The 21,527-nt window shown below is 42.7% G+C and carries 17 protein-coding genes; 13 read left to right on the top strand and 4 right to left on the bottom strand.

What is annotated here, in order from left to right; translation table 11 throughout:
* Position 1: 1 nt before the first annotated feature.
* The 8 genes from menA to PHU20_RS16110 all read left to right on the top strand — a co-directional run bounded on the left by menA (position 2) and on the right by PHU20_RS16110 (position 9,881).
* Positions 2 to 919 carry a 1,4-dihydroxy-2-naphthoate octaprenyltransferase gene (gene menA / locus PHU20_RS16145; protein WP_274826439.1) on the top strand — a complete coding sequence of 306 codons (918 nt, stop codon included), beginning with the start codon at positions 2 to 4 and terminating at the stop codon, positions 917 to 919.
* Between the two features lie 23 nt (positions 920 to 942).
* Positions 943 to 1,698 (top strand): LytR/AlgR family response regulator transcription factor, encoded by a 756-nt coding sequence (locus PHU20_RS16140; protein ID WP_274826438.1) that lies wholly within the window; start codon positions 943 to 945, stop codon positions 1,696 to 1,698.
* A gap of 941 nt (positions 1,699 to 2,639) precedes the next feature.
* Positions 2,640 to 4,607 (top strand): sensor histidine kinase, encoded by a 1,968-nt coding sequence (locus tag PHU20_RS16135; protein ID WP_274826437.1) that lies wholly within the window; start codon positions 2,640 to 2,642, stop codon positions 4,605 to 4,607.
* Between the two features lie 39 nt (positions 4,608 to 4,646).
* Complete coding sequence (locus PHU20_RS16130; RefSeq protein WP_274826436.1) at positions 4,647 to 5,327, top strand: metal-dependent hydrolase; 681 nt, start codon at positions 4,647 to 4,649, stop codon at positions 5,325 to 5,327.
* 122 nt (positions 5,328 to 5,449) lie between these two features.
* Entirely contained in the window at positions 5,450 to 6,502 is a 1,053-nt protein-coding gene (locus tag PHU20_RS16125) for an o-succinylbenzoate synthase (protein ID WP_274826435.1), read from the top strand.
* Entirely contained in the window at positions 6,493 to 7,428 is a 936-nt protein-coding gene (locus PHU20_RS16120) for a CPBP family intramembrane glutamic endopeptidase (RefSeq protein ID WP_274826434.1), read from the top strand. Before PHU20_RS16125 ends, PHU20_RS16120 begins: the two co-directional genes overlap by 10 nt.
* Complete coding sequence (locus tag PHU20_RS16115; RefSeq protein ID WP_274826433.1) at positions 7,421 to 8,482, top strand: AMP-binding protein; 1,062 nt, start codon at positions 7,421 to 7,423, stop codon at positions 8,480 to 8,482. The genes PHU20_RS16120 and PHU20_RS16115 overlap by 8 nt, the downstream gene beginning before the upstream one ends.
* 52 nt (positions 8,483 to 8,534) lie before the next feature.
* Positions 8,535 to 9,881: a M24 family metallopeptidase gene (locus PHU20_RS16110; protein ID WP_274826432.1), complete on the top strand. Its 1,347-nt coding sequence runs from the start codon at positions 8,535 to 8,537 to the stop codon at positions 9,879 to 9,881.
* Here PHU20_RS16110 and PHU20_RS16105 read toward each other — a convergent pair.
* The gene (locus tag PHU20_RS16105) at positions 9,878 to 11,506 is read right to left on the bottom strand and encodes an acyl-CoA carboxylase subunit beta (RefSeq protein WP_274826431.1); all 1,629 of its coding nucleotides are present in this window, start codon (positions 11,504 to 11,506) and stop codon (positions 9,878 to 9,880) included. The two genes, PHU20_RS16110 and PHU20_RS16105, sit on opposite strands and share 4 nt — an antisense overlap.
* A 78-nt stretch (positions 11,507 to 11,584) precedes the next feature.
* Here PHU20_RS16105 and PHU20_RS16100 point away from each other — a divergent pair, with 78 nt between their 5' ends.
* The 3 genes from PHU20_RS16100 to ettA all read left to right on the top strand — a co-directional run bounded on the left by PHU20_RS16100 (position 11,585) and on the right by ettA (position 14,555).
* Entirely contained in the window at positions 11,585 to 12,568 is a 984-nt protein-coding gene (locus PHU20_RS16100; protein WP_274826430.1) for a Gfo/Idh/MocA family protein, read from the top strand.
* Between the two features lie 74 nt (positions 12,569 to 12,642).
* Positions 12,643 to 12,825, top strand: coding sequence for a CAL67264 family membrane protein (locus tag PHU20_RS16095; protein WP_013995358.1), 183 nt, complete (start codon positions 12,643 to 12,645; stop codon positions 12,823 to 12,825).
* Positions 12,826 to 12,863: 38 nt separating this feature from the next.
* On the top strand, positions 12,864 to 14,555 hold the full coding sequence (gene ettA, locus PHU20_RS16090; RefSeq protein WP_274826429.1) for an energy-dependent translational throttle protein EttA: 1,692 nt from the start codon (positions 12,864 to 12,866) through the stop codon (positions 14,553 to 14,555).
* A 54-nt stretch (positions 14,556 to 14,609) separates the two neighbouring features.
* Here ettA and PHU20_RS16085 read toward each other — a convergent pair whose 3' ends face one another.
* Positions 14,610 to 15,434 carry an MBL fold metallo-hydrolase gene (locus PHU20_RS16085; protein WP_274826428.1) on the bottom strand — a complete coding sequence of 275 codons (825 nt, stop codon included), beginning with the start codon at positions 15,432 to 15,434 and terminating at the stop codon, positions 14,610 to 14,612.
* Positions 15,435 to 16,056: 622 nt separating this feature from the next.
* Between PHU20_RS16085 and PHU20_RS16080 the strand changes: the two genes are divergently transcribed.
* A complete protein-coding gene (locus PHU20_RS16080) occupies positions 16,057 to 16,944 on the top strand; it encodes a hypothetical protein (RefSeq protein ID WP_274826427.1) in 888 nt (295 codons plus the stop codon).
* Between the two features lie 80 nt (positions 16,945 to 17,024).
* On the opposite strand, the gene fumC is transcribed toward PHU20_RS16080, so the two are convergent.
* Positions 17,025 to 18,422, bottom strand: a complete 1,398-nt coding sequence (gene fumC / locus PHU20_RS16075) for a class II fumarate hydratase (RefSeq protein ID WP_274826426.1) — start codon at positions 18,420 to 18,422, stop codon at positions 17,025 to 17,027.
* A 154-nt stretch (positions 18,423 to 18,576) separates the two neighbouring features.
* On the opposite strand from fumC, the gene PHU20_RS16070 reads away from it, so the two are divergent.
* Positions 18,577 to 18,753 carry a hypothetical protein gene (locus PHU20_RS16070; protein WP_274826425.1) on the top strand — a complete coding sequence of 59 codons (177 nt, stop codon included), beginning with the start codon at positions 18,577 to 18,579 and terminating at the stop codon, positions 18,751 to 18,753.
* 244 nt (positions 18,754 to 18,997) lie between these two features.
* On the opposite strand, the gene PHU20_RS16065 is transcribed toward PHU20_RS16070, so the two are convergent.
* Complete coding sequence (locus PHU20_RS16065; RefSeq protein WP_274826424.1) at positions 18,998 to 21,514, bottom strand: TonB-dependent receptor; 2,517 nt, start codon at positions 21,512 to 21,514, stop codon at positions 18,998 to 19,000.
* Positions 21,515 to 21,527: the final 13 nt, after the last annotated feature.

The following is a 21,527-nucleotide window of genomic DNA, read 5'->3' as shown; positions in this document are numbered from 1 at the left end:
ATTGTCTAAATTTTCTACCTGGGTCAATGCGGCCCGATTGCGAACACTCCCGCTCTCAATATCGGGGATTTTAGTAGGTGCGGCCTTGGCAAACTTCCAAGGGGCCGGTAATACCACTATTTTTATCTTGGCACTTTGTACGGCCATCGGATTTCAGATTACATCCAATTTCGCCAATGATTATGGCGATGGGGTAAAGGGTACCGATAATGAGGACCGTATTGGGCCTAAACGGGTACTCCAAAGTGGTTTATTGACCCGTAAGGTTCTTAAAAGGGGTATTATCGTCTCTATCATCATTAATGTGATTTTGGTGGTCGCCGTGGTTTATCTGGCATTCGGACCTGGGAATTTGGGATATGTTTTTCTTTTTATGGCCTTGGGGGCTTTCAGTATTTGGGCGGCAATCAAATATACCGTTGGGGCTTCGGCCTATGGCTATCGCGGACTGGGCGATTTATTTGTTTTTATATTCTTTGGACTACTGGCCGTATTGGGCACCCTGTTTCTTTTTACAAAAAATATTCCATGGACCAGCGTACTGCCGGCCATATCGATCGGGGCATTGAGTACAGGTGTACTCAATCTGAACAACCTAAGGGACCATGAATCCGACAGGGTATCGAACAAGAATACCTTGGTGGTGAAAATGGGCTATAAAAATGGGCTTATGTACCATACGGCATTGATTGTCATAGGGCTCCTGAGTATGTTGGCCTTTGTGGTTTTGGAGTTCAAATGTTATTCCCAATTGCTCCCATTGCTTGCGGGTATCCCGATTTTAATCCAACTTAAGCGGGTATGTGGAATACGAATACCCTCGGAATTAGATCCCGAATTGAAGAAATTGGCCATCAGTATTTTTTTGCTGGCCCTCTTGTTTTATTTGGGTAACGATATTTTTTGTAAATTTGAATAATAACTTTCTAAACCACAAATGTCTTGGAAAAACCTATTAGAATATTGATCGTTGAGGATAATGTTATTATCGCCGACGATATGCAATCGATGCTTGAAGAAATAGGCTATGAGATTGTGGACAATGTCATAGTTTATGAACAAGCCGAAAAAGTATTGAAAACGGAACAGGTCGATTTGGTGCTAATCGATATTATTTTGGCCTCTGACAAAACCGGTATAGATTTGGGTAAACACATACGTGAGAACTATGATATACCGTTTATTTTCGTTACCTCAAACTCCGATAGGGCGACCGTTGAGAATGCCAAGACCGTTAAACCCAACGGGTATTTGGTAAAACCTTTTGAGCAACAGGATCTCTATACATCAATAGAAATTGCACTTTCCAATTTTACCTATGGCACCAATAAATCGGCGGCCCCTGAAAATGTGGAGAACGATGATGTGCCCATGTCGAATTCCGTGCTTAAGGATTCCATTTTTGTAAAAAAGCAGCATTTGTATTATAGGATACAATTTGGGGATATCCAATTCATAAAGGCCGATAATGTTTATCTGGAAGTGAATACGGTTGATAAAAAGTTCTTGGTACGTTCCCCTTTAAAGGATTATTTGGAGAAGTTGCCTAAGAATAAATTTTACAGAGCGCATAAGTCATACATCGTGAATGTGGATCATATAGATGCCATCAATTCAAAGGATATTATGATCAATAACAATCTTATTCCCATATCGAAGGATTTTAAGGAGTTTATTATTTCAGCAATGAACTCCTAGAATACAATTATAACTAAGGAAAAAGAGGTGCGGATAGCGCCTCTTTTTTTTTGTGGTATACCCATTAGCTCGCTACACCACTAAAAAACCCCACTTGACAACAATTAGTTTCATCCCGCCGAAAGTGGGGCTATATTGCCATGTGGTTCAATAGAAGGAACTGCGATTAAAGTAAATAATTTTTTCATTTTCATATAGTGTTCTCGAAAAAGGGCTTTGTGGTAAACAAGGCTCTTTTTGGTTGGTACAAAGCCCATGCTAGCCTAGATCGTTTTTGGATCATACCTCAATGTTTATTTTGATTGTTAGTTTCATTTAGGGGGAATGAACGAATATAACCTAGGTGGGGAATCTCCGGTAATTTCACCATGTGGTTACCAAGGTTATCCATGGGAATGGTACGGTTGCGATTTATTTGCTTGTCCAAAGAATTAAAATACGAACTGCGGGATGGTGTTCTTACTTTTTTCCAATTCACACCCCACCTAAAGGATTGAACCTCCTTTTCATTTCGATTAAGAAGCTTTCGACCTTCGGATTATCCATAAAGCGTATAAAAAACCCGATGAAATACACTATTAAAGGTGTTTATGGGGTTTCGCAACATAAAGGGGGCATTTCACAACATAATTGTACATCTGCCGTATTGATATCCTATTTTTGTTGCTATAATTAAGTTCCCAAAACTTACCATACTACTTAACCTAAAAACTATAGCTTGTACAAGCTATGGTTTTTATGGTTTTCGGCATAGGAAAACTTGCTGCTATGTGACAGAAAGGATATCTTTCTGGCACCATTTGGTGCGAATAATGAAAACGAGGACAATCACAGTTGTAAAATTTCGTTCTAACGATATATGTAATTGATCGTTAGGGATTTCAATTACAACAAAAATATAATGAAACCTTTTATTTGAATCGGTTTTGTTTTTAAGACATATGAGAAAGCTGCTTGGAAAATCATTGATCATAAGTATACTTAGCTTATTGATATCACCTGGAATCCTATCCCAGGATTCCGTTCAATTGGTCGATAACGTATATCTTAACTTTAAGAACCAAGATAAACATGAGGATCGGTTTTCTTATTTTTTCAATGCCCCGAACAGGTATAAACAGAATTCCGCTTATGATTGGTTGGATTCCGTAAACCAATATTTGAACGATGCCCTAAAGGAAAAAGATTCGATGGCCATCAGGCATTATATGCTGATACAGTCCCAGGTATATTACGATCTTGGTGATTATGACAAGAGTTTGGCCATTTCCAGTGAGCTCTATGACGAAAAGGATGCATTGGATCTTGATTTTATGGCCAAGTTATTGGGGTTGATGGACAGTACCTATTCCCAATTGGCCCTCTATACGGAGCAGATCGATATTCGAAAGGAAAAGAAAGACCTTGGCTTAACAGAGGATATCGCCTTTTACGATATCTATTCGAATTTGGGACTGCACCGAAAGGCCATGAAAGACTACATCATAGAAGTTCGGAAGACTTTTCCCGATGATGATGAATTCAGTCAGGCCAAATACCACAACAATATCGGCAATTACCTGCGTTTGGATAATTCCCCTTCCGTGGCATTGAATAAGTACAAGGAGGCTAAGGGGCATTTAACGGTCTACCTGAACAATATTACGGTGGTGAAGACCGAAAAGGAACTGATCGCTGCAAAAAGCCTTATGGGGGTCATTGACGGCAATATCGGGAAGTGTTATTCCATGTTGGGGCAGTATGAGCAAGCCATTCCGTACCTTGAATCCAGTATACAACAAATCTCCGAGCACAGTAAAGGCCTGTATTCTTCGGATATCGTGGAGAATACCTTGGAAATTGCCAATTGTTATCTTCGATTGGAGAATTTTGAAAAGGCCGTGGAATATTTGAGTTCGGATCTGGGGTTGACCAAAACGACGCATATCCTTAAAAGGAATCGTTTGTTGTCGTCTTATTATGACAGGACCGGGGATTATCAGAATTCGGTGACCTACCTAAAGCGCAACATGCGTATCAGGGATTCCATAGATATCAATGAATCGGAACTTAGAACCCAACAACTGGCTACTGTAATGGGTAGGGATCTGGCCAATACCCAAGCGATGTTCGAAGAGCAGAAAAAGAATTTGGAACTTCAACGGCTCGAGATGACGGCCCAGGATGAAAAGATAAATATGGTTTTCATCTCGTTGGTTTTCACGCTCATGGGGTTTGCCGGTCTGGTTTATGCCTATTTGAAAAGTATCAAGAACCAACGCTTGATCGCAGAGCAAAAACATATTATCGAAAATTCCCTCATTGAGAAAGACTCCCTTTTAAAGGAAATACACCATAGGGTAAAGAACAACCTTCAAATGGTTTCGAGTTTATTGAGCCTGCAAACAAAAAACACCCGCAGCAAAGCGGCCATTGAGGCCCTTGAAGAAGGTAAGAGCAGGGTGAAGGCCATGGCACTCATCCATCAAAAACTATATCAGAACGATGATCTTTCGGTCATAGAAATGCAGGGCTATATAGAGAGTCTGATCAATAGCGTGCAATCGGTGTATAAAAAAGGAGGCCATAATATAAATATTACCATAGACGCCGAAGGCGTAGAATTGGATATCGATAGGGCGATTCCTTTTGGATTGATGTTGAACGAGCTGGTTTCAAATTCCTTTAAATATGCATTTCCGCACGATGAGGAAAACGGCAAGATCTATATCCATATTAGAAAGCAAAACGGACAGGAAGGCTTTTTTGAATATACCGACAATGGGGTAGGGCTGCCCGAAGATACCGATGAACGTGCCCAATCTTCAATGGGCATTCGATTAATGAATCGATTGGCCAATCAGCTTCAGACGAATTTAAATGTGGACAAACTTTCCCAAGGTGTCCGTTTCTGGTTTAATTTTAAATAGAGTTCTTTAACTTTGAAGTACACCAAAAACTTCAAAAAAATGAAAATTACGTTCCTTGGTCACGCTTCATTATTGATAGAAGTGGAAAAGGCCACCATTTTAGTTGACCCCTTTATTTCCGGAAATGAAAAAGCTTCCGGAAAAATCGATATTAAGGGGTTGAATCCCGATTATATTCTGGTTACCCATGCCCATCAAGATCATATTTTGGATGTTGAAGCCATTGCAAAGGCTGCCGGGGCAATCGTAGTCAGTAATTTCGAAATAGCCACACATTATGAGGCAAAGGGGATAAAAGCACACCCCATGAACCATGGCGGTCAATGGCAGTTCGATTTCGGCACGCTTAAATATGTGCATGCCATCCATACTTCTTCATTTCCCGATGGCTCCTATGGCGGACAACCCGGTGGATTTATCCTTACCACCCAGGATAAAACTATCTATATAGCCGGTGATACGGCCCTAACGATGGATATGAAACTAATTCCGCTAAGTGCTGATTTGGACCTAGCCGTTTTACCCATCGGGGACAACTTTACCATGGGGATAAATGATGCCGTATTGGCTGCTGACTTTATCGGCTGCGATAACATTTTGGGCTATCATTACGATACCTTTGGGTATATCGAAATAGATCATGCCGCAGCGATCAATGCATTCGAAAAAGCCGGAAAGAAGTTACATCTATTGGACATCGGCGCAACCTTAACGATCTGACCTGGCTTTTTAGGGCCTTTGCCAAATCGGGGATGACACACGTAATCCATGGTATTTTGGCTGCGATACTTTGTATTTCATTGCCTATCGCATCCAAAATATAGTTAATTTTGGCAGTTCGAATGCAGGCTTCAGTAAAAAAATATACGTTAAATTTTAAAAGGCCCAGTGGTACTTCACGGGGAGTGCTCACCCAAAAGGAGACTTGGTTCCTGATATTGGAAGAAGGGGGGCGCTATGGGATCGGGGAATGTGGTATGTTCAAAGGGCTCAGTTTCGATGATGTGCCCCAATTTGAGGAGAAGCTGCGTTGGACCTGCAGGCATATTCAAAAGGGGTTGTCTTTTTTATGGAATGGATTACGGGAATTTCCCAGTATCCAATTTGGCGTGGAACAGGCATTTTTGTCCTTGGCGTCCAGAAATCCCTTTGTGTTATTTCCATCCCGGTTTACCGAAAATGAAGCCCAGATACCCATAAACGGACTCATTTGGATGGGGGATAAGGCTTATATGTTGGACCAGATCCAGCAGAAATTGGAAATGGGTTTCCACTGTATTAAATTAAAGATAGGGGCCATTGATTTTGAGTCTGAAATCTCCCTTTTGGAAGCCATACGTAACGATTACCCCCAAGATCGGATAGAAATACGGGTCGATGCGAATGGAGCCTTCCAACCTGCAGAGGCTTTACATAAACTCACGGCATTGTCCCGTTTCGGATTGCATTCCATAGAACAGCCCATAAAGCAGGGGAATATCGGGGAAATGAAAAAGTTGTGCCAAAATACGCCCCTTCCCATTGCCTTGGACGAGGAATTGATCGGGGTGGTCGACCTCGGGAAGAAGGAGGCATTGCTACAGACCATAAGACCCCAATATATCATATTGAAACCTACTTTAGTGGGAGGGTACCGAGGAAGTGAAGAGTGGATCGAAATTGCCGAGCGACTGCAAATCGGATGGTGGATCACCAGTGCCCTTGAAAGTAATATAGGATTGAATGCCATTGCGCAATGGACATTTACCTTAAATAATACCATGCCCCAAGGTTTGGGGACGGGCGGACTTTATACCAATAATTTCGAAAGTCCGCTTTGTGTCAAAAAAGGATATATTTATAGCCGTAAAAACAGCGATTGGCAACCAAATTTAATAGAAGAGTTATGTTTATAGAACAAGGATACAAAGGCAACATCGGATTGTGGAAATATTGGATTCCCATTTTAGGGTTTTCTGCCATGATGTTGGTCAACTACATCATGACCATCAATTCCCCTGTAGATGTGGATGTCATGATGAAGAGCGTTATCGATAAGATCGGTCTTAATCTCTTTTTTATTATGGCCATAGGACCTTTGGTCGCCGGATTCTTTATCCTTCTCGGGTGGGTGTATTTGGTGCACGGGCAGTCGATTACCTCTTTGACCACTTCCAGGAAAAAGGTGGATTGGAAACGTATGTTGTTTTCCTTTTCATTATGGGGAGGGATTACCCTGCTAATGATGTTGGCCGATATTATGTTGTCACCGGATGATTATGTTTTCAATTTTAAACCGGTCCCTTTCTTGATACTCTTAGTGATGGCCATCGTCTTGATACCCCTGCAGACCAGTTTTGAAGAATATATGTTTCGCGGGCATTTGATGCAAGGATTGGGGATTTTGGCGAAGAATAGGTGGGTGCCTTTATTGGTGACCTCGGTTCTATTCGGTGTCATGCATGCAGCAAATCCCGAAGTGGGGAAAATCGGTTATGGCATTATGGTATTTTATATAGGGACAGGGATTTTTCTAGGGATTTTGACCCTTATGGACGAAGGACTGGAATTGGCCTTGGGTTTTCATGCGGCGAACAACCTTACGGCGGCTCTATTGGTAACGGCGGATTGGACGGCCTTTCAGACCAATTCCATTTATAAGGATGTTTCGGCCCCAACCTTGGGCTGGGATATTTTTATTCCGGTCCTTGTGATTTATCCGATATTATTATTGATTTTCGCAAAAAAATATGGTTGGACCAATTGGAAAGAACGACTTACGGGGAGCGTGATGGACAAAGAGGTTTTTTTAGCACAAAATATAAAAGAAACACATGTATAAGGAGATTCATTATAAGTTTAAATGGAACGGTGTGTCCATTACGTACGATGATTTAGGGGAGATTAGCTATAGTTTGATCAAGGAAGGGGAACCTTACCAAAAGGCTATGGGCGAGTTTTTATTGGATTGGATCGATGATAAGGACTATATCCCTGTAAAAACATCGGGTTCGACAGGAGCACCTAAAGTGATATTGTTGAAAAAGGAACATATGGTCAATTCGGCCAAAATCACTGGGGATTATTTTGATATTTGGCCAGGGCAGAATGCCTTACTTTGTCTTCCGGGAGATTATATTGCCGGTAAAATGATGTTCATTAGGTCAATGGTCCTTGGTTTGGATTTGGATTGGGTACCCCCTTCCTCGACCCCTTTGAAAGACTTGGGCCGTTCTTACCATTTCTGCGCCATGGTGCCCATGCAATTGGAAAATTCCTTGGATAAAATAAACCAGATCAAAACATTGATCGTAGGTGGTGCCCCGGTTTCAGCAGACCTCAAAGCCAAGATCCAGGATAAGACAACCGCTATTTATGAAACCTATGGGATGACCGAGACCATAACCCATGTGGCCGTAAAGAAAATCAATAATGGGGCAAAGGATTGTTTTGAGACACTACCGAACATTAAAATTGAAAAAGACGAAAGAAATTGTCTTATCATCAATGCACCGACCCTGAATAATGAGCGGATCGTAACCAATGATATCGTGGAACTTGTTTCGGATAAAGGATTTAAATGGCTTGGTAGGTTCGATAACGTCATTAATTCCGGAGGTATTAAGTTAATCCCGGAACAGATAGAAAAAAAGCTTCATTCTATTTTGGAGAACAGACTCTTTGTTACGGGTGTTCCAGATACCTTATTGGGTCAAAAATTGATTCTCTTGGTTGAAGGAAAGCAAGACGGAACAAATCTTCCGGAAAAAATAAAATCCTTGAAGACCTTGGAAAAACACGAGGTTCCCAAGGAGGTCCTATTTGTTGAAAAGTTCGTCGAAACCGTCAACGGTAAAGTATCAAGGCAAAAGACCCTTGAAAAAGCCGGGATTTGATCCCCGCTTGATAGCCGTGTGGAATAGTATTTTGCAAACTTAAACCACCCCTATGAAAATAATCGTATTCTTTTTGACCGCCGTATTTTCCATTACCACGTATGCCCAACAGGTCCTTCCGGAAAGTGAACGGGCAAGGGTGGTCGACGAAATCCTGGCCGATAGGTTCAATAATCTATTACCGGAACTCATGGATCGATCGGATATTGATATGTGGGTGGTTATTTCAAGGGAATACAATGAGGACCCCGTACTTAAGACCATGTTGCCGGCGACCTGGTTGAATGCGAGAAGACGCACTATGCTGCTTTTCTATCGAAATAAGGCCGATAATACGATAGAAAAATTGGCCGTTGCGCGTTACAATGTCGGGGAAAGCATAATCTCGGCTTGGGATAAGGAAAAAGAACCGGACCAATGGAAGCGTTTGATGCAATTGATAACGGAAAGGGATCCGGCTAAAATCGGACTCAACTTTTCAAAAGACCACAACATCGCCGATGGTTTGGATAAGACCGATTATGATATGTTTATGGAATACCTACCCAAAGCCTATCATAAAAAAGTGGTTTCCGCAGAACAATTGGCGGTTCGTTGGATCGAGACCCGCACCGAAAGGGAAATGGTCATTTACGATCAATTGGTGTCCATTACCCATACTATAATTGCCGAAGCATTTTCTGAAGCGGTCATCACCCCGGGGGTTACCACCACCACGGAGGTGGAATGGTGGATGCGGCAAAAAGTGACCGATATGGGATTGGAGACTTGGTTCCACCCCACAGTAGACGTTCAACGATCGAGTGAGGCATTGGTGGGTCACCTGTATTCCTTTTCGGGGCGACCTGATGACATGGTCATTCTTCCGGGGGATTTGTTGCATTGTGATTTTGGGATCACTTACCTGCGTTTGAATACCGATTGCCAGGAATTGGCCTACGTTTTGAAACCCGGCGAAAAGCAAGCGCCCAAATTCCTTGTCGAAGGCTTAAAATCAGGGAATAGGGTCCAGGATTACTTAACGACCAATATGATCGAAGGCCGTACCGGGAATGCGATATTGGCCAAGGCACTCAAGGATGCGAAAGCGGCCGGTTTACGCCCCGCGATCTATACCCATCCACTAGGACTTTATGGTCATTCGGCAGGGACCACCATTGGTATGTGGGACGCCCAAGGTGGGGTGATGAAAGATGATGGGGAGAGTTATCCTTTAAACCCGAATACGGTATATGCCATAGAATTGAATACGACCATAACCATTCCGGAATGGAAGCGCGATATACGGATCATGTTGGAAGAAGCCGGTTTTTACGGTGAAAATGGCTTTCGCTATGTGAATGGCAGGCAGACCGAATTACTTTTGATTCCACGGCTACAACCCCATCAGGGGAATTAAACCTGCAATACGCCCATATTGAATTGTTTTTGGATAGGGGCATGGTTAGCGGCCTCGATGCCCAGCGATATCCATTTTCGGGTGTCCAAAGGATCGATGATGGCGTCGGTCCATAAGCGGGCCGCCGCATAATACGGGGAAACCTGATCGTCATAACGCTCCTTTATTGTATTGAAAAGGGCCTCCTCCTTTTCTTGGGTTATCTTTACGCCCTTTTTCTTTAATGAGGCTTTTTCTATCTGTAGCAACACCTTGGCTGCCGAATTACCGCTCATTACCGCAAGTTCGGCGCTTGGCCATGCCACGATCAATCTTGGGTCATAGGCTTTACCGCACATGGCGTAATTACCGGCCCCATAACTGTTGCCGATGACCACCGTGAATTTCGGTACCACGGAGTTGCTTACGGCATTCACCATTTTTGCACCATCCTTGATGATGCCCCCTTGTTCACTTTTGCTACCCACCATGAATCCGGTAACGTCCTGTAAAAAGACCAAGGGAATTTTTTTCTGGTTGCAATTGGCGATAAAACGGGTGGCTTTATCCGCGGAATCGGAATAGATGACCCCTCCGAACTGCATTTCACCTTTGGCCGTTTTTACCACCTTACGTTGGTTGGCGACAATACCAACCGCCCATCCATCTATACGGGAATACCCGGTTAGGATGGTTTTGCCATAACCTTTCTTGTATTCTTCAAACTCCGAACCATCTACCAAGCGGTCAATGATTTCCCGCATATCGTATTGATCTGTTCGGGAAGCAGGTAGGATTCCGTAGATATCGGCTGCATTTTCCTTTGGTTCTTGGGCCGGTTTGCGATTGAAACCCGATGTATCAAAATCCCCGATTTTATCGACAATATTTTTGATTTTGGTTAGGGCATCCTTATCATCCGATGCTTTATAGTCCGTTACGCCACTGATTTCACTATGTGTCGTCGCACCACCAAGGGATTCATTGTCGATCTGTTCCCCGATGGCGGCCTTTACCAAATAGCTTCCGGCCAGGAAGATACTGCCCGTTTTGTCAACGATCAGGGCTTCATCGCTCATGATCGGCAAGTAGGCCCCACCCGCAACGCAACTTCCCATTACGGCAGCAATTTGGGTGATTCCCATACTGCTCATAATGGCGTTGTTTCTAAAGATGCGGCCAAAATGTTCTTTGTCCGGGAAAATTTCATCCTGCATGGGCAGAAAAACCCCGGCGCTATCGACCAAATAGATGATAGGTATCCTATTTTCAATGGCAATTTCTTGGGCACGAAGGTTTTTCTTTCCTGTAATCGGAAACCAAGCCCCGGCTTTTACCGTGGCATCATTGGCCACTACGATACACTGTTTACCCTTGATATGGCCTATTTTCACCACGACGCCCCCTGACGGACAGCCCCCATGTTCGGCATACATGCCATCACCGGCCAATGCCCCGATCTCAATGCTGTCTGCATCATCATCCAACAAAAAAGCGATACGTTCCCGGGCCGTCATCTTTCCTTGTTTGTGCTGTTTTTCGATCCGGGATTTGCCTCCACCTAAACTTACCTGCCCCAAACGTTTTTTCAACTCGGACAATAGTAATTTATTATGATCTTCGTTTTTGTTGAACTTAAGGTCCATAAACTATCGTATTTGTTAAATGTTCGGATAAAGATAAGGAGTAAAATTGATTACTTTTGGGTATAATCTAAATTGAATATGGAACAAAAGATACGGTGGGGAATTATAGGCTTGGGAGGAATTGCCCAAAAATTCGCCAATGATCTTAATTTGGTCGAAGGGGCGGTAATTTCGGCCGTCGCTTCCAGAACCTTGGAGAAGGCCGAAGTATTTGCCGAACAGCACCATGCTAAAAATGCCTATGGATCCTATGAAGCCTTGTTGGCATGCGAGGAAGTGGATGTCGTTTATATCGCCACCCCACATACGGGGCATAAGGAATGGAGTATAAAAGCCATGGACCATGGCAAACATGTACTATGTGAGAAACCCATGGGTATCGATCGCCAGGATATCGAAGAAATGGTATCGGTGGCCAAAAAGAACAATGTCTTTCTTATGGAAGCCCTTTGGTCTCGTTTTAATCCATCGATTAGAAAAGCCAAGGCCTTGGTCGATGACGGAACCATAGGGGATATGGGGTATTTGCATGCCGATTTTGCCTTTTATGCCTTGGATAGGCCAGAGGAAGGCCGTTTGTTGAATCCCGATCTTGGCGGTGGTTCCTTATTGGATATCGGCATATATCCTGTTTTTCTTGCCTACCTGTTTTTGGGGATGCCAGCGAACATAAAATCAACATCGAAGTTCCATAAGACCGGGGTAGAGATACAGACCTCCATGATTTTCGATTATCCTAAGGCCCAAGCCATTTTGTACAGTGGGTTGACCTCCGAATCCAAGATGGAAGCTGAACTATCGGGTAGTAAAGGCGCTCTGTTCCTAAATCGGCAATGGCATATCGCACAGGGTTATTCCTTGAAAATCGGGGATGTGATCGAGGCTGTTGAATTGCCCACCCCAGGATACGGCTACACCTATGAGATAGAGGAGGTGCATTCCTGCTTGCAAAAAGGAAGGTTGCAAAGCGATTTATGGAGCCATCAAAATAGTTTGGATTTAGCGGGATTATTGGAGGAAATCAGGGTCCTAAACGGGGTCAAGTTTCCTTTTGAGCAATAAAATCAGGGTGCTAAGGATATTTTTCACCTAAAAATTACGATATTTGGGGTTACCAAAAATTTAACTAACTGAAAATGGGAATGAATAAGAATACCGTACTGGCGTGGGCTACCTTTATAATGATTTTCGTGGGTCTTGCACTTATCGCTTTAGGAGCCTTTCGATATGATGAAGTAGCCGGATGGGGATTTGCATCGGTAGGAATTGGTTTTTTCGCTATAGCCTGGGTTTTCAATGCCCTTAAAGGAAGGGTCTGATCAAATAGTAGCCACATAAATTTAATATCCAAAAAATAATGTCTGACGATAAGAAGGTCATTTTCTCAATGTCCGGGGTGACGAAAACGTATAAAAATGCGAATACCCCGGTTTTAAAAAATATCTATTTAAGTTTTTTCTATGGTGCCAAAATCGGCATCCTGGGACTTAACGGTTCGGGTAAATCAACCTTATTGCGAATTATAGCGGGTGTTGATAAGAATTATCAGGGTGATGTTGTCTTTTCCCCGGGATACAAGGTGGGATACCTGGAGCAGGAGCCCAAATTGGATGAAGATAAAACGGTCTTGGAGGTTGTGAAGGAAGGTGCTGCCGAAACGGTTGCGATTTTGGATGAGTACAACAAGATCAATGATATGTTCGGTCTCCCTGAGGTTTATGAGGATGCCGATAAGATGCAGAAACTCATGGATCGGCAAGCCGCTTTACAAGATCAGATCGATGCATCAAATGCGTGGGAACTCGATACAAAATTAGAGATTGCCATGGATGCGTTACGCACCCCGGATCCCGACAAGAAAATCGGGGTTTTGTCCGGAGGGGAAAGAAGAAGGGTTGCCCTTTGCCGATTACTGTTGCAAGAACCGGAAATATTGTTGCTCGATGAGCCTACCAACCATTTGGATGCCGAATCGGTGCATTGGTTGGAACATCATTTGGCACAATACAAGGGTACGGTCATAGCCGTGACCCATGACCGGTATTTCCTGGATAATGTCGCAGGATGGATTTTGGAATTGGATCGAGGGGAAGGTATTCCTTGGAAAGGAAACTATTCCAGTTGGTTGGATCAAAAAGCGAAGCGCATGGCCCAAGAGAGCAAAACGGCCTCGAAACGGCAAAAGACCTTGGAACGTGAGCTTGAATGGGTGCGTCAAGGGGTCAAAGGACGGCAGACGAAACAAAAGGCACGTCTTAAGAACTATGACAAGCTCATGAGCCAAGACCAAAAACAGCTCGATGAGAAATTGGAAATATACATTCCCAATGGTCCCCGTTTGGGTACCAATGTCATTGAAGCCATAGGGGTGAGTAAAGCTTATGGGGACAAATTGTTATATGAGGATTTGAATTTTAAATTGCCCCAAGCCGGTATTGTTGGGGTCATAGGACCTAATGGAGCGGGTAAGACCACCATATTCCGTATGATAATGGGTGAAGAAACCCCCGATAAAGGGGAGTTCATTGTCGGGGATACTGCAAAAATCGCCTATGTGGACCAAAGTCATTCCAATATCGATCCGGACAAAACCATTTGGCAAAACTTCAGTGATGAACAGGAGTTGGTCATGATGGGAGGGAGGCAAGTGAACTCCAGGGCCTATTTAAGTCGATTTAATTTTTCCGGTAGTGAACAGAATAAAAAGGTGAGTATGCTCTCCGGTGGGGAACGTAACCGGCTGCATTTGGCCATGACACTAAAGGAAGAGGGGAACGTATTGCTTTTGGATGAGCCCACCAACGATTTGGATGTGAATACCCTAAGGGCTTTGGAAGAAGGTCTGGAGAACTTCGCGGGCTGTGCGGTGGTCATTTCCCACGACAGATGGTTCCTAGACCGTATTTGCACCCATATTTTGTCCTTTGAAGGGGATTCCCAAGTTTATTTCTTTGAAGGTTCGTTCTCCGATTATGAGGAGAACAAGAAAAAACGTTTGGGAGGGGATTTGATCCCGAAACGTATAAAGTATAAGAAACTCATACGATAACGAATAAAAAAAAGCCCCTTAAGTACGATTTCTTCAAGGGGCTTTTTTTTACCGTTAATAGGGGTCGTTGGGGTACCAATCCCATAGGACCACTTCGATATCGGAAGTTCCCTTCTCAACCAATTGTTTGAATTCGTTCACATCACTCACATCAGGTTTGCCCCTGTAATGGTAGGGATATACTTGTTTGGGTTTAAACTCCAATACGGCATCGGCAGCACGCTCTTCAGTCATCGTATAGGGTAGGTTCATACATACAAAAGCTTTGTCTATGTTTTGTAAGGCCCGCATCTCGGGGATGTCCTCGGTATCTCCTGAAAAATAAATACGTTGATCTCCGATATTCAGGACATAACCGTTGCCACGACCGATTTCATGGAATTTTTTGGCTTCCTCCCTGAGGTTATACATGGGGATGGCCTCGATTTTTATGCCATAGCGTTCCTTGCTCTCCCCATTATCAAGTACATCGACCTGGGGGGTGAATTCCTCGGGCAGTTTATCGGCAACCGCTTGGGGGGCGATTATTTTTGACTTATCGGTTTTAAGTGCCTTTAGGGTCTCTACACTCAAATGGTCCCCATGGATATCGGTAATCAAGATCAAATCGGGTTGTTTTTGCCCTTTGAACATATCGGCACCTCCAATGGGGTCAATGTAAATGGTAATATCCTTCCATTCCAAGATTGCCGTTGCGTGTTCTATAGGAACGATCTTTACCGTTTCCGCCTTCGAGGTATGGGTCGGGGTCAAAAGTAGTTCCTCCATCGTAGCTTTTGAGCCGGTATCCGAATCCTTTGCCTCGGTCGATTTTTTTTCTTCCTTACATGAAACCAGGATCAAGCCGATAACGGCCAATGTAAATACAAATCTCTTCATTTTCTGTTATTTTAAGTGAACGACAATTCCATTTTAATATCGCCCCTAATGTAGGAAAGATTTTTATCTGAAAAAACTTTCATGGGATACACCTGTCTTAGGGGCGGATCCCATAAGGGACTTGAATATAATACAACTTTGAGCCTTTAGCACTTTTTTTGGGAATTCAACGGTATTTTTTAAGAATTCCCGGATAGATGCCAATATCAGGGTAGGTCAACATCATCGTAGCGCTAACGATTAGGGCATAAAATAGGCTGAACGACCGGTTGGTTGATGGTCAAACACCGTAAAAAAGGTTGATACCTTGGTCGAGTATCGATTTTTTTTATTTTTTTTTGGACCGAATATATCTTTGGATCGTACAGGTAAAACGACTTTATGCCAATACGTTCTGCTAAGTCATAATCAATTGATATACGCTTTGTTAACAGGTTTTTCAGTGGTTTTTAAATTCATGGTATTTTAGAATATCCCCTGAGGGATCGATGATTTTTTGGGTTTAAGATCATCAAAATGTTAAATTTTTTTCATCCAAAAAAATCCAAGTGGAAAATTGAACCGTATATAACACACAAACAAACACTTTTTGAAAAGTAAAAAGGTAATTAATTTTTAAATTATGGCTGAAACGAAAAATAACAATGGATTAAAAGTACTGGCTGGTTTATTGGGTGTTGTGCTTTTAGGTGTGATCATTTACACGGTAAGTCTTTACCAAGACAAGAAAAAGACCGAGTCTGTACTTACCCAGGAAAAAGAATTGGTGGTCGAAGATCTTAATAGCTTGAAGTCTGAGTATGACAAAGCGATTTTGGAAAGCAATGCTACCAATGAGGAATTGGTTACCGCCAGGGACAACATTGCAAAATACCTTGATTCTGTCAAAACAATGAAGGCGGATATCGCTTCCTTGTCCAGATACAGAAGACAGGTCAGTGTACTTAAGGCGGAAAGGGAACAATTGCTTAAGCAAGTGGATTCCTTGACACGATCCAATACTTTGATCGCCATGCAGCGCGATAGTACCTATGTTGAATTGGAGAAACAAACCGTTTTCAACGATTCATTGGTGGTTCAAAATACCCAATTGGCCGATGCGGTTGAAAAAGGTTCTGCCTTGAATCTATCAAAATTCAATGTTGATGCGGTTAGGGAACGTACTAGCGGAAAATTGGTTTCTACGTCCAGGGCGGGAAGAACCGATAAGTTCAAGATCTGTTTTACCGTTGCCGATAATATCATTGCTGAAGCAGGAGATAGGGAATTCTATTTAGAGGTTCTTGATCCCCAAGGAAACGTACTTGGTGAGAGCTTTTCCAAAACCAATGAAGGTGGAGCTTCCGTAACCTACAGTAAGGGAACGAATTTCTATTATGAAAACAAGTCCTTGGATGTTTGTGATTATATCAATAAACCAACCGGTGATTTCCAAAAAGGAAATTATATGGTGAATGTGTATGATGACAAATTGAAATTGTTGGGAACTTCAAAGTTCACTTTAAAATAAAACACACTATCCATTCATATAAAAAGAAGGGGCAATCAATTAAGATTGCCCCTTTTTCATTATTATTTGGGTTCGGGTACTTACTTTAAGGTACCTACCATATCCTCCGGTCTTACCCATTCGTCATATTCCTCAGCCGTAACATAACCTAGATTTACCGCTTCCTCTTTCAAGGTCGTACCGTTTTTATGGGCCGTATTGGCAATCTCTGCTGCCTTGTAATATCCGATTTTAGGATTTAGCGCAGTAACCAACATTAAGGAGTTGTTCAACAACTTGTTGATTATCTCATGGTTTGGTTCAATACCCGTAACACAATTAACTTCAAAACTTACACAAGCATCCCCTAATAATTGGGCCGATTGTAGGAAGTTTGAAGCCATCACGGGCTTAAAGACGTTCAATTCGTAGTGTCCTTGTAATCCACCAACGGAAATGGCCACATCGTTACCCAATACTTGTGCACAGACCATGGTAAGGGCCTCGCATTGGGTAGGGTTTACTTTTCCGGGCATAATGGAACTACCGGGCTCATTGGCAGGAATGATGATTTCTCCGATTCCGGATCTTGGACCGGATGCCATCATACGTACGTCGTTGGCAATCTTGTTCAACGAGACCGCCAATTGTTTCAAGGCACCATGGGTTTCCACAATGGCATCATGGGCGGCTAAGGCCTCAAACTTATTAACAGCGGTTTTAAAAGGTAAACCGGTGAATTGTGAAATATATTGGGCAACCAGTACGTCGTATCCTTTAGGCGTGTTTAAACCTGTACCTACGGCGGTACCCCCGAGTGCCAATTCACTTAAATGATCCAAGGTATTGTATAAGGCCTTTATGCCATGTTCCAATTGTGAGGCATAACCGGAGAACTCTTGTCCTAAGGTTAGGGGAGTGGCATCCATTAAATGGGTACGCCCAATTTTAACGACATTTTTGAACTCTTTTGACTTCTTGACCAAAGTGTCTTTCAATTGGGTAACGCCAGGAATCGTAACTTCTATGATCTTTTTATAGGCAGCGATATGCATCCCTGTTGGAAAAGTATCATTGGAAGATTGTGATTTGTTCACATCATCGTTGGGTTGTATGGTCTTTTCACCTTCCCCGATGACGTTACCTGCAATTTCATGGGCCCGGTTGGCAATAACCTCATTGACATTCATATTACTCTGCGTACCGGAACCGGTTTGCCAAATGACCAATGGAAATTGATCATCATGCTTTCCTTCCAATATCTCATCACATACAGCAGCGATCAAATCCCTTTTTTTCTTCTCGAGTACGCCTAAATCGTGGTTGGCGTAGGCGGCGGCTTTTTTCAAATAGGCAAATCCGTATACGATGTCCAATGGCATGGAGGCCGAAGGTCCGATCTTAAAATTATTGCGGGAACGCTCTGTCTGTGCACCCCAATATTTATCGGATGGCACCTCAACTTTTCCCATTGTGTCTTTTTCAATTCTGAAACTCATAATAAGGTGTTTTGGTTCCTTACAAAGGTACTTCATTATGAAATTTTAAGGCTCGCTGGGAAACCTAAATTTCAGGAAAATGAACATTTTTTTTCTATTTGATTTGTTCTTTTGAATCTTTTAAAACTATATTTGTTATAATAAACAAGTACAGATGTTCGATTTTGACCAATATTTAGGATTTTTAGCGTTTCTGACCATTTTGACCATCGGTTTTTGGTTAATGATTTTCTTATTGACCTTTGTGGTACCGTACTGGTTGTTTGGGAATATCAGGGAATTATTGAAAGAAAAACGCAAAGCCAAACAGGCAGCGCGTCTACAGGAATAAAAAAAGAAGCCCATTGGGCTTCTTTTTTGTTTCAATGGGTTTCCGTTTATCCTTATCCTTAAGATTCAGGGCCTTCTTTATCCCCGTGGGGATTTTGGCTGTTTTTTTGCCCTTTTTTGATTTTGGGGTTGACCGAACCTTTAAGGGAATCGTAGAAAGAAAAACGCAAGGCCAAACAGGCTGCGCGTATAGGAATAAAAAAAAGAAGCCCAGTGGGCTTCTTTTTTGTTTCAATGCGTTTCCGTTATCCTTGTCCTTGAAATTCGAGGTCTTCATCATCCCCATCGATTCTTTGGCCGTTTCTTTCCCCTTTATGGTTTTGGGGTTGGTTGAACCTATAAAGGAACGAAAGGGTTATTTGCCGTTCCCTACGTTGAAATTCACTGTAGGTAAAAACATTGTCGGTTACGGTTTCACTTCTTCGTTTACGGGTATTGAACAAATCGCTCACATTCACTGAGACCGTAGCCTTGTCCTTAACCACATCCTTACTGAAGGCCAAGTTGGCCATCAATAGGCTTTTGTATTTGGTTTGTGCACTCTTTGAAGGTCCCTTGTAGAAGATATTGGATTGGAAATCAATAGCGCCTGGCAAGGGTATTTTGGCACTTAATCGTGAGAAATAGGTGAAATTGTCCACATCAAAATTTTGTACGACTTCCTCATTTAGGTAATTGGTATATACATAATCACCTCTTGTTTGTTGTTGGTATATATTTAAGTTCCAGCTAAGTCTCCAATTTTTTTTGGGAACATAGGAAGTGGTTACTTCCATTCCGAAACGCCTTTCATCGGCCAGATTCACCGGTGTTCGTACCTGTACGGGAACCACGATAGGATTATCGGGATCATCGGAATTTTCTATTTCCACGAAATCCCCGGTTTCCTCTGTGATAAACTCAAATGCTCCGGTTGAATGGTTGTAATAGGCCGAAGTATTGAACGTAACTTTATTCCATCTTTTTAAATATCCTAAATCGAAGGCATTGGTATACGTTGGATCCAAATCAGGATTTCCTTGGAATAGGTTGGTATTACTTTCCCGGGAGGGGAACGGATTGATATATCTGGATCTGGGCCTACGTAACCTTCGGCTATAGCTTATCGTGAACTGCTCATTTTCAGTAAATTCATAACCAACGAATAAGGAAGGAAACCAATCTACATAGGTCTTGTTGCTTGTCTCGTTGGTATTCACCAATTCCACCCCAATATCAGAGGCTTCCATACGCAGTCCACCCAAAATATTGAATTTATTTATTTTGGAGCCGAATTGTGTATAGGCAGAATTGACATATTCCTTATAATTCAGTTCATTACTGTAATCGGGGTCACTTGCGAGGACGCCGTTGGTGAGGATCCCGTAGTCAAAATCGGTATTGTAATTGTTGAAAGTACCCCTATACCCTAATTCGAATTGGGAGTTGCTGTCTTTACCCAAGGGCAAAACGTAATCCATTTGAAGTAATTGGCTTACTTGTTTTTCATCACTGATGGTCTGCTCTGTGGGGAGCTCTTCACCTCCAATGATATATTCGTCTATGATGGTGTTTTCCAACTCATTTCCCGAGGAATATTGGTAATCCATAGTAAGCTCATGCCCATCCTTTTCAAAATTTTTCTTGTAGTTCAAGGAATACTGCACGTCTGAATCCTCATCACTTTGAACAGAGTATCTTTTTCTTTGTATGGTAGGGTTCATCAATGCATCGTAGTTGTAGAAATCGACATCGGTATTGTCATCCCCACCAGAGGTCCTGTAAACGAAAGAATTTGTGATGCTACTGGTTTCATCGATAAAGAGTTCGAAACCAACATTCGTATTGAATCCATCACTTTGTCTTTCGTAGTCCCTTATTTCATCCTGAAAACTTGCCGTAGAACCATCGTCGTTAAAATATTCCTGTTCAAAAAGGGCGTTTCCGGGGCTATTTCGGTACCGATAGGAGGTGTTCGTAAAAATATTGAACTTGTCCCTTCTAAGGTTTAAGCTGACATTTCCTCCATAGGATTCTGGATAGCCGGCATTCAGACTTACCGATCCGTTGATACCGGCCGTCTTACTTTGTTTTAGGACGATATTGAGTATCCCAGCGGTTCCTTCCGCATCATAACGGGCCGAGGGATTGGTGATGACCTCTACTTTCTCAATGGCTTCGGCCGGTAATTGTTGCAGGGCATCGGTACTTAACCCTGATAGGGCTGAGGGTTTACCATTGATCAGTATGCGCACACTCTCGTTTCCTCGAAGGCTGATGGTACCTTCCACATCAACGGACACTGAGGGCACATTGTCCAACACATCGGTAACGGAGCCACCTTTGACGGTAAGATCGGACCCTACATTATATATTTTTTTATCCAAGCGGAGTTCAACGGTGGTTCGTTCCGCAACTACTTCCACTTCCTGTAGTTGTTCCACGTCTAAGGCCAATCTTACGGTTCCTAGATCCGTGGGGGAAGTAAAGTCCTGGTTGCCGAAGTTATGGGACTTGTAAGACATGTATTCGATCTTGGCAGTATATTTTCCCGGTACGATCTCGACATTGAATTTACCTGAAGCATCGGTGATGCCTCCGGTAACCTTATCGGGATTTTGAAGGCTTTGTACGATTAACGTAGCGTATTCCAAAGGTTCTCCGGTATCCTCGTCCAATACCGTTCCTGTTATATTTATAAGATTGGGACGTTGTTCTTGCCTATTTTGGGCAAATAGGGTAAATGATGTACATAGTAGAACTACTAGGAATGTGTGCTTCATTAATTTGGATTGT

The organism is Maribacter polysaccharolyticus, assembly GCF_028882255.1.
GTDB classification, from domain to species: domain Bacteria; phylum Bacteroidota; class Bacteroidia; order Flavobacteriales; family Flavobacteriaceae; genus Maribacter_A; species Maribacter_A polysaccharolyticus.
This window is presented reverse-complemented; position numbering and strand designations above follow the sequence as displayed.